The sequence below is a fragment of the Eikenella sp. genome, from assembly GCF_057315495.1.
In genome coordinates, this window is sequence record NZ_DBHKXY010000054.1 from 1 (window position 1) to 9,975 (window position 9,975).

Genomic DNA, 9,975 nt, shown 5'->3' on the forward strand with positions numbered 1-9,975 from the left:
TTTCGTATTTCATTTGGAAATTGTAAATCTTCAGGATACTTTCGCAAGAGGTCTATTAAGTTCGGCCAATCTGCATCAAGGCTACCTGAAACTTTTCAGGTAGCCTGATAAGCGGGGCAGGAATAGCGCCGAAGTGGTAAAATCCAGCCTTCGGTTTTTAGTATGGAAACGGGCAAAAACGGCCCGTAATCAGGAAAGTTTGGCAGATATGACAGAACAAACAACACGCGAGAGTATGCAATGTGACGTGGTGATTGTGGGTGCGGGCGTGGCCGGGCTGTCGGCGGCGATAAGGCTCAAGCAGCTCGCGGCCGAGTCGGGCGGCGACATCAGCGTGTGCGTGGTGGAAAAAGGCTCGGAAGTGGGTGCGCATATTTTGTCCGGCGCAGTGTTTAACCCCAAGGCGCTGAGCGAGCTACTGCCCGATTGGCGCGAGCGCGGTGCGCCGCTTAATCAGCCGGTGAAAGGTGAGCGGCTGCTTTTCCTCACCGGCCAATCCGTGCTGCCGCTGCCCTTGCCGCCCAGCTTCCACAATCAGGGCAACTACATCATCAGCTTGGGTGTGCTCTGCCGCTGGCTGGCCGAGCAGGCCGAAGGTTTGGGTGTGGAGATTTATCCCGGCTTTGCCGCCGCCGAAGTGTTGTATCGGGAAGATGGCAGCGTAAAAGGCATTGCCACCGGCGATATGGGCATCGGCAAAGACGGCCAGCCCACCGACAGCTACCAGCCCGGCATGGAGCTGTGGGGGCGGCAGACGGTGTTTGCCGAAGGCTGCCGCGGTTCGCTCTCCGAACAGCTGATTGCCAAATTCCAATTAGACCAACACAGCCAGCCGCAAACCTACGGCCTGGGTGTGAAGGAAATTTGGGAAGTGCGGCCCGAACAGTCGCAGCCCGGCAACGTGATGCACACTGTGGGCTGGCCGCTGGATGCCCGCACCTACGGTGGCTCTTTCCTCTACCATTTGGCTGATAATAAAGTGGCCGTCGGCTTCGTGGTGGGGCTGGACTATCAAAACCCCTATCTCTCGCCGTTTGAAGAGTTTCAACGGTTTAAAACCCATCCCGCCATCCGCCCCGTGTTTGAAGGCGGGCGGCGCATTGCCTATGGCGCACGCGCACTCACCGAGGGCGGCTTGCAGAGCCTGCCCAAGCTCACTTTCCCCGGCGGCGTGCTGGTGGGCGATGCGGCGGGTTTCCTCAATGTGCCCAGCATCAAAGGCGCGCATACCGCCATGAAATCGGCCATGCTGGCCGCCGAAGCCGTGTTTGGCGTGCTGCAAAGCAGTGTGGCGGAAGAGGTCGCCGAAGCCGTAGCCTATGCTGAAGCCTTCCGCCAATCCTGGTTGCACAACGAGCTCTATCGTGCCCGCAATATCCGCCCCGCCTTCAAATGGGGTTTCTGGCCGGCCATGGGGCTCAACGCGCTGGATGTGTATCTGTTCCGCGGCCGTGCGCCGTGGACTATTAGCCACCACGGTAGCGACCGCGAGAGCCTGAAACCTGCCGCTGCGTGCCGCCCAATTGAATACCCCAAACCGGACGGCCAAGTGTCGTTCGACCGCACCAGCAGTGTGTATCTGGCCAACACCCACCACGAAGAAAACCAGCCGGCGCATTTGAAGCTTGCCAGCGAACAGGCCGCCATCGAGGTGGGTTACCGCCGCTTCGCCGCGCCCGAAACGCGCTACTGCCCCGCCGGCGTGTATGAAATCGTGCAGGAAAACGGCCAGCCGCATCTGCAAATCCACGCTGCCGACTGCATCCACTGCAAAACCTGCGACATCAAAGACCCCGCCGCCAACATCACCTGGACCTGCCCCGAAGGCGGCGGCGGGCCGAACTACGGCGAGATGTAGCCCGCACCGGGTTTCAGGTGGCCTCTTTTTCAGGTAGCCTCGATGGCAACAGGCTACCTGAAAATGGTTGACCCCACTTTCCAGCCAGCCATTTGGCGGCATACGGGGTGCCGGAAAGGCTACCTGAAAAACCAACGGCAACACGTTTTAACCCGCATCCATTTCAGGTAGCCTCATGTAACTTCAACACACCCTCACCGAACTTACCGCCATTGCCGCGCAACACGACCCACACTTTCCGGCCAGCCTGCAGGCTGGTTTGAGCCGCGTGGATTTGCAGGCCAAACTCGATGCCGCCGGTTTCGTCCATCTGCCGCCTCAGGAATGGTTTGCGCTCTACGGCTGGCACAACGGCAGTGTGCAGCCAGACACACAGCCCTTAGACACACCGCTGTTTAATTACCATTGCTTCCTTCCCGTGGAAGCGGCGCTGGCCGAGTGGGCATGGCGCATGGAAACCAACCGCCAAGAGCCGGATTTCCCCCTGTTTGAACCGCGGTTGCTGCCTGTATTCGAGTTTGAAGGCGAGTTTTATTGCATCGAATGCGGCGATATGGAGCAACCCCGTGCCCCGGTGTGGTTCGACTTCCACGGCGCCATCTTGTGCTACGACAGCCTGCACGCGATGCTTGAAGCCAAGCTGGAATGACATCGGACGGCAGGCATCTATGTGCGGGATGCCGACGGCTGGGAAGACTGTGCCGACGAAGCGGCCTGCGCGGCGGTGCTGCTGAAACACAATCCCTGCCGCGCGAAGGAATTGCGCGATTGCGCACACCCGTGAGCCAAGGCTACCTGAAAAACCGTATCCCAGAGAATACGGTTTTTTGTTTTGCCGCCAGCCCTGTTGACGCAAATTAATACTTTTTAGCTAGATATTTCATGACAAGAAATGGCTATAGTGAGCATGGGAACCGGTGTCTCTGCATTGGGAGCGGCAACGCTTTACAGGCGGCGGCATCGGTTTGAAATCACCACAATAATTTTTAGAGGAATGAATAATGGGACAATAGAAGAAATTATGGTTGTCGCTAATTGTAGTTTTAACGATAACCTTTTCAATATTGGGCTATTTGGGCGTGGAGGTATACCGTCAGGCGCCTCCGTTCCCGGAAGCCTATGTATCGGCCGACGGCAAAACCGTGATCAGCAAAGACGACGTGCTGGCCGGCCAGTCTGCCTGGCAGAGCACCGGCGGTATGGAGCTGGGCTCGATTCTCGGCCACGGCGCTTACCAAGCCCCGACTGGACGGCCGATTGGCTGCACCGCGAATTGGTGGCTTGGTTGAACATCAGTGCGCAAGAGCAGCACGGCAAGATGTTCGACGAGCTCAATGCCGACCAACAGGCTGCGCTGAAAGCCGCGCTCACGGAAGAATACCGCAACGGCAGCCGCGTGGGCTCCGACGGCAAAGTGGTGTTGAGCGACACCCGCATCAAAGCCATCGAAGCGGTTGCCCCGTACTACATCACGCTGTACGGCAACGATCTGTCGATGGAGAAAACCCGCGAGCACTTCGCGATGAAAAACAACACGCTGCCGGATGAAACCCGCCGCCAGCGCCTGACCAATTTCTTCTTTTGGACATCTTGGGCCGCTGCCACCAACCGCCCGAACCATGATGCCACCTACACCAACAACTGGCCGCACGAACCTTTGATCAACAACGTGCCGACCACGGAAAACGTGATGTGGTCTGTGGCCAGTATCGTGTTCCTGCTGGCCGGTATCGGCCTCTTGGTGTGGGGCTGGTCTTTCTTGCACAAACACGAAAGCGAGTCGCAGTTGCCGGATACCGATCCGATCAGCAAAGTGCAGCTCACGCCTTCACAACGCGCGCTGGGCAAATATGTGTTCCTGACCGTGGCGCTGTTTATCGTGCAGATTCTGCTCGGCGGCTCACTGCGCACTACACCGTGGAAGGCCAGCGTTTCTTCGGCATTCCGCTGTCTGACTGGTTCCCCTATGCGTTGGTGCGCACTTGGCACTTGCAATCCGCCATCTTCTGGATTGCTACCGGCTTCCTTACCGCCGGCCTGTTCCTGGCTCCGGTGGTAAACGGCGGCAAAGATCCGAAATTCCAGGCGCTCGGCGTGAACGCGCTGTTTGTGGCACTGTTTATCGTGGTGGGCGGCTCTTACGGCGGCAACTTCCTGGCCTTGAGCCACGCCATGCCTGCACACCTGAATTTCTGGTTCGGCCACCAAGGCTACGAATACTTGGATTTGGGCCGCTTCTGGCAGATTCTGCTGATGGTCGGCCTCTTGCTGTGGCTGTTCCTGATGCTGCGCTGCACCGTGTCTGCGTTTAAAGATAAAAATGCCGATAAAAACCTGCTGGCCATTTTCGTGGCCTCCATGGTGGGCGTGGGTGTGTTTTACGCACCCGGCTTGCTCTACGGCGAGCACGACAGCCTCACCGTGATGGACTACTGGCGCTGGTGGGTGGTGCATCTGTGGGTGGAAGGCTTCTTTGAAGTGTTCGCCACCGTGGTACTGGCCTTTATTTTCTACAACTTGGGTTTGGTAAGCCGTAAATCGGCCACCGTGGCTTCATTAGTTGCCGCTTCGCTGTTTATGGTTGGCGGTGTGCCCGGCACGTTCCACCACCTGTATTTCGCCGGTACCACCACGCCGATTATGGCTGTAGGCGCGTCTTTCTCCGCTTTGGAAGTGGTGCCACTGATTCTGCTGGGCAAGGAAGCGCATGAGCACTGGTCCTACCAGCACGCCACCCCGTGGATGAAGCGCCTGCGCTGGCCGCTGATGTGCTTCGTGGCCGTGGCTTTCTGGAATATGATCGGCGCCGGCGTGTTCGGCTTCCTGATTAACCCGCCGATTTCCTTGTTCTACCTGCAAGGCCTGAATACCACCGCCGTGCACGCTCATGCCGCACTGTTTGGTGTATACGGCTTCCTCGCCTTGGGTTTCGTGCTGCTGGTGGCACGCTATCTGAAACCGGATTATGGGTTTGAAGAAAAACTGATGAGCTACGGCTTCTGGATGCTGAACCTCGGCCTGGTGGGCATGATTGCCACCAGCCTGCTGCCCGCCGGTGTGATTCAAATTTATGCCGCCATTCACGACGGCTTGTGGATGGCTCGCAGCGAAGGCTTCATGCAGCAGGATTCGCTGGTGATGCTGCGCTGGATTCGTACCATCTCCGACTTGGTATTCATTGCCGGCGGCTGCTGTGTGGCCTGGCAGGCAACTAAAATCGTGTTCAGCAAAGGCACCGGCAAGAAAACTGCGTAATGCCGCCGCTTGAGCCTTGATTGAAGAAAAGGCTACCTGAAATTTCAGGTAGCCTTTTTTGATGGCTTGGCAGTAAGCAGCGGATTGCTTGATTTGGTTTTCAGGTAGCCTGGATAGATTAGCTCGCTGTTGCTGGGCTGATTTTGTTATATGGAGCGGATGGTTGCTTGCTGGAGTGAGCGTCTACTTGCTTGGTATGGGATTGTCTGCCAAATGGGCTTTAAGGCTGGATAGCAGGCTACCTGAGAAAGCAGCCTTCGCAGTTTTCAGGTAGCCTGTTGTCTGGAGGCTACCTGAAAGCTTACGCATCAAACAGGCAAAAGCAAACTCCCCAATCTTGCGGATTGGGGAGTTTTAATCTGGCGGAGTAGGAGGGATTCGAACCCTCGATACAGGTTTTAGCCCATATGCACCCTTAGCAGGGGTGTGCCTTCAACCTCTCAGCCACTACTCCGTGTTCAGAACGGCGGATAATATAGGAAGCGTGCCTAAAAGGCAAGATATTTTGTGCCAAGAGCGGGTATTTTGGCTTGATGGGTTTGAAGTGTAAAGACTTTTAGTTGGCAGGATGGCAGGCAGTTTGCAACGGATAAACGGCATAAATGCACCAACAACCTACCGCTTTCTCACTGTTTGCTATAATATGCAAAGAAATGTTTTGATAATTTAACAAGCTATTGCGCTTGGGAATAGGTTGTGCCAACAGGCAAATTCCTCAGGCGTAACGGATAGGTCAATATGAAACGATTGGGTTTGAAGCTGAGCAGCGGCATCGGCAGGTCGCTGGCGCACAAAATCAAGCAAACGCAGCGCCTGTCGCGCAAAACGGCGGCAGTGATTTTGCTGTTGATGGGGGCTGCTTTGGTGTCGTTGGTGTCGCTAGGGTTTGCCAAATTGGCAGATTATGCGCTTCATTTGAATGCCAAGTGGTCACAGCAGTATCCGCTGGCAGCATTTGCGGTGCTACCGATATCGCTGATGCTGATTGTGTGGTTCACGCGCCGGTATGCGCCTTATACGGCGGGCAGCGGGATTCCGCAGGTGTTGGCCACGCTTTCGATGCCGAAAGTGAAGGGCGGCAACCGTTTGGTGGCTTTGTGGCGCACGGCTTTAAAAATTCCGCTCACGTTTTTGGGCATGTTGGCCGGTGCATCCATCGGGCGCGAAGGGCCTTCGGTACAGGTGGGGGCCGCAGTGATGCTGGCCTGGGGTTCTTGGTGCAAACGCTATAATTTGGCATTCAAGCGCTTGCAAGACAAGGAATTGCTGGCGGCCGGTGCGGCTGGCGGTTTGGCAGCAGCATTCAATGCGCCGCTGGCCGGGGTGATTTTTGCGATTGAGGAGCTGGGGCGTTCGGTGTCGCTGCATTGGGAGCGGCAAATTTTTATCGGCGTGCTGGCTTCAGGTTTCTTTTTAGTGGCGATTGAGGGCAACAGTACTTATTTTCAGGGCTTTAACGCCGGGCAGCCGGCAGAGCATATGCTGCGTTGGGCTTTGCTGTGCGCCGCCGTGTGCGGCGTGGCGGGCGGGTTGTTTGCGCGTTTTCTAAGCAAGGGTGCAACTTGGTTGGCGTTGCCGAAATGGCGCAATTGGATGCGTCGTCACCCGATCTGGTTGGCGGGTGTGTTCGGCTTGATGCTGGCTGCCTTGGGCGTGCTGTTCGATGGGCAAACCTACGGCACGGGTTATGATGTGGCGGCGGCCGCGTTGCACGGGCAGACGGATTTGACTTATGGCCTGGCGGGCGCGAAGTGGGCAGCTACGGTGCTGTCCTATTGGGCGGGCATTCCGGGCGGGATTTTTACGCCTTCGCTGGCCATCGGTGCGCTCTTGGGCGTACACATCGCGCAAATTGCCGGTGCGGAAGCCCCGGCGGCAATTCTGGCCTTGCTGTGCATGGCTGCGTTTTTAGCAGCGGCTACGCAAGCGCCGCTCACGGCCAGCGTGGTGGTGATGGAAATGACGGGCAGCCAGTCGCTGTTGTTTTGGATGTTGGTGTCGTCGATTGCCGCTTCGGTGATTGCCCGCCAGTTTTGCCCGCAACCGTTCTACCATTTTGCGGCAGGACGTTTTCGCCAGCGCGTGCGTGAGGAGCTGCTGCGGGAAGGGGAAGCTCGGCAGGCAGAATCGGCGGCAAAGTAAAATAATGCTAGAGGCTACCTGAAACATGTTTTGTTTGGTTTTCAGGTAGACTTTTATTTGATTGTATCGAAGAGGTTCGGTAGGAATACCAAGCTATATGGTTGATGCTGTTTGGAATGTTTTAACGGGCTGCCGGGATATTCAAGCTGATACGCTTTCTGTATGGGCAATGAGCTACCTACGCTGCTGATATATCAAAGAGGCTACCTGAAAAATCTGATGCCCAATATTTTCAGGTAGCCTTTTGCTGAATGTGTGCCACCAACCCTACGTTTTTAAACTCAATCAACATACAAAAACCGCCCGATATCTATCGGGCGGTTTGCATTTGCGGCAACGCGTTTATTTGGTTTTCATCACGCGGCGGATGAAGATCAGCATACCACCGATGAAGAAGGCCAGGCCGAGGAATTCGCTGATGGTGCCCCAGTTGTCCAGGTTCAGCGCCAGCGGAGAGTCGGAGCCGCCGCTGGTAACAGACAGGGCGATAATCAGCGCCATAATCACACCAATCAAGCTCTCGCCCACAATCAGGCCGGCAGCAAACAGGGTGCCCACGCGCTCGGCATCTTTCTGTTTGGCCTCATCTTTGCCAATGCGGCGTTTCAGGAAGGCGGCCATGATGGCACCAATGGCAATCGGCATATTGATAGCCGGCGGCAGGTAGATGCCCATACCCACGGCCAGGGTGGGCAGCATCAGTTTGGAGCCGCTGCGTTTCAATACTTCGTTGATGATGATGAGCACCACACCAATACCGATACCGGTGAGAATGTAGTTCCATTGCAGCGAGTGCGAGAAGATGGCTTTGGCGATGGTAGTCATCAGTGTGGCCTGCGGCGCAGCCAGAGCCTGGCTCGGATCCATATCCGGACGCGGCATGGCGCCAGTGAAGCCGTAGGCAGCGTAGAGCAGCTCAAGCACGGAAGATACAACCAATGCACCCACCACGCAGCCGATAATCAGCGCCACTTCCTGACGCCACGGGGTGGCTTTAATCAGGTAGCCGGTTTTCAGGTCTTGCAGGTTGTCGTTGGAAATGGAAGCCACGGCCACTACGGCAGAGCCACAGAACAGAGTGAGCGCCACCAGGAAATTGCGAGTGCCTTCATCGGCAAACATGTTGTTGGCACTGCCAATAGCCAGTAGCACCAGTGAAATAGCCACTACGGAGATGATGCCAATGCCAGAAATCGGGCTGGAAGAAGAGCCCACCAAGCCGGCCATATAGCCGCAGGCAGCTGCTACCAGGAAACCAATAACGAAAGCCAGCAAGGTGCAGACTACTACCAGCAGCCAAGCCGTGCCGGTAGGCAAGTTGGCATCAGCCACGAAGTGGTAGAAGGAGAAGCCCAAGAGCAGCATCATGCCTAGTACATAGGCAATCATGGCTTTGGGTGACAAGTCTTGCTCAACGCGTTCCAGCGCAGCACCTTCACCGCCTTTGATGGCACGGAACGACATTTTCATGCCTTCCAGGGTGGGTTTGAGCAGGGTGATCAGCGTCCAGATTGCGGCAATACCGATGGTGCCGGCGCCGATAAAGCGCACTTTTTCTTTCCACAACCGCATAGCGAAAGCAACCATTTCCATATCAGCCGGCTGCGGATTGGTGGCAGAGAAATAGGGGATGGCGATGCCCCAGGCGATCGCAATGCCCACCAGCATGGCAATACCGCTGGCCAGGCCGACCAAATAGCCGGCGCCGAGCAGAGCCAATGAGAAGCCCATCGGGATTTGGAAAATAGACGTGCCGGCTTTAAACCACAGGCTGGCACTGTCGGCCACTACGCGCAAGCCGTTGCTGGCGAAACTGAAAATACCGGAAATCACACCGCCGGTAACGATTTCGCCAATACCACTGTCAGCTTTTTGCGTGGTGTCTGCATTTTCCTCACCCACCACGCCGTCGCCGCTACCGACTTTCAAAATCTCGGCTGCCGCCACGCCTTCGGGATAGGGCAAATCGCTTTTCACCACCATGGCATAGCGCAACGGGATGGTGAAAATCACCCCCAAAATACCGCCGGCCATACACAGCAGAGTGGTTTGCCAAAACGGGAATCCTGTCCAATAACCGCTCATTAAGAGGCCGGGCAGGATGAAGATCACGGAAGAGAGCGTACCCGCGGCAGAAGCCTGGGTTTGCACCATGTTGTTTTCAAGGATATTACTGCCTTTGGCGAATTTCAAAATCGCCATGGAAATCACGGCAGCCGGGATGGAAGAGGCAAACGTGAGGCCTACTTTCAGCCCTAAATAGATATTGGAGGCGGTAAACACCACGGTGATTAACGCGCCCAACACCATGCCGCGCAGGGTAAGCTCCCTGTAATTGGCATAAGGATCATGGGTGGATAGAGACATTTTCTTTACCTTTGGTTGAAACGAGGTTGCATTCTTTTTCGATATGAGGTTTATGTCAAGAAAAATATTGTAAATGTAAATATTTGTTTATAAATTAACTGGGTTTACTTGGTAATTTTTTATGAATGAAATTCTTTTAGTATTTTTAAACGGATAATTTATTATTAAAAAATTATATTGTTACATATAAGTATAAAAATCATTAATCAGAAAATGGATACTGTATGGCTAATAAAAATTTTACAAATTCTTACGTTTCGTGATTGTAAAAATATTGGGAGTTGCGGCATAAGTAACAAAAAAAGGTGCTACTCATCATCAGAAACAGAGAAATAATCCTTAATAAACTTAAC

Annotated in this window: 4 protein-coding genes, 1 tRNA gene and 1 pseudogene; 4 read left to right on the forward strand and 2 right to left on the reverse strand. The window is 55.1% G+C overall.

The window, feature by feature from the left end; all coding sequences use genetic code 11:
* Positions 1-208 precede the first annotated feature (208 nt).
* The 3 genes and pseudogenes from ACO6EE_RS09110 (at position 209) to ACO6EE_RS09120 (ending at position 5,113) form a co-directional block, all read left to right on the forward strand.
* Positions 209-1,858, forward strand: coding sequence for an electron transfer flavoprotein-ubiquinone oxidoreductase (locus ACO6EE_RS09110; RefSeq protein WP_485960722.1), 1,650 nt, complete (start codon positions 209-211; stop codon positions 1,856-1,858).
* A gap of 259 nt (positions 1,859-2,117) precedes the next feature.
* Positions 2,118-2,507 (forward strand): SMI1/KNR4 family protein, encoded by a 390-nt coding sequence (locus ACO6EE_RS09115; RefSeq protein WP_485960723.1) that lies wholly within the window; start codon positions 2,118-2,120, stop codon positions 2,505-2,507.
* Positions 2,508-2,883: 376 nt separating this feature from the next.
* Positions 2,884-5,113: pseudogene (locus ACO6EE_RS09120) on the forward strand (nitric-oxide reductase large subunit).
* Between the two features lie 360 nt (positions 5,114-5,473).
* On the opposite strand, the gene ACO6EE_RS09125 reads toward ACO6EE_RS09120, so the two are convergent.
* Positions 5,474-5,567: transfer RNA gene (locus ACO6EE_RS09125), tRNA-Ser, on the reverse strand.
* Between the two features lie 284 nt (positions 5,568-5,851).
* Here ACO6EE_RS09125 and ACO6EE_RS09130 point away from each other — a divergent pair.
* Positions 5,852-7,255, forward strand: coding sequence for a chloride channel protein (locus ACO6EE_RS09130; protein ID WP_485960724.1), 1,404 nt, complete (start codon positions 5,852-5,854; stop codon positions 7,253-7,255).
* Between the two features lie 342 nt (positions 7,256-7,597).
* Here ACO6EE_RS09130 and ACO6EE_RS09135 read toward each other — a convergent pair whose 3' ends face one another.
* Complete coding sequence (locus ACO6EE_RS09135) at positions 7,598-9,622, reverse strand: OPT family oligopeptide transporter (RefSeq protein ID WP_485960725.1); 2,025 nt, start codon at positions 9,620-9,622, stop codon at positions 7,598-7,600.
* Between the last annotated feature and the right edge of the window lie 353 nt (positions 9,623-9,975).

Coding starts and splice junctions, on each gene's coding strand:
- ACO6EE_RS09130 (WP_485960724.1), top strand. CDS start 5,852: ATGAAACGATTGGGTTTGAAGCTGAGCAGCGGCATCGGCAGGTCGCTG.
- ACO6EE_RS09135 (WP_485960725.1), bottom strand. CDS start 9,622: ATGTCTCTATCCACCCATGATCCTTATGCCAATTACAGGGAGCTTACC.
- ACO6EE_RS09110 (WP_485960722.1), top strand. CDS start 209: ATGACAGAACAAACAACACGCGAGAGTATGCAATGTGACGTGGTGATT.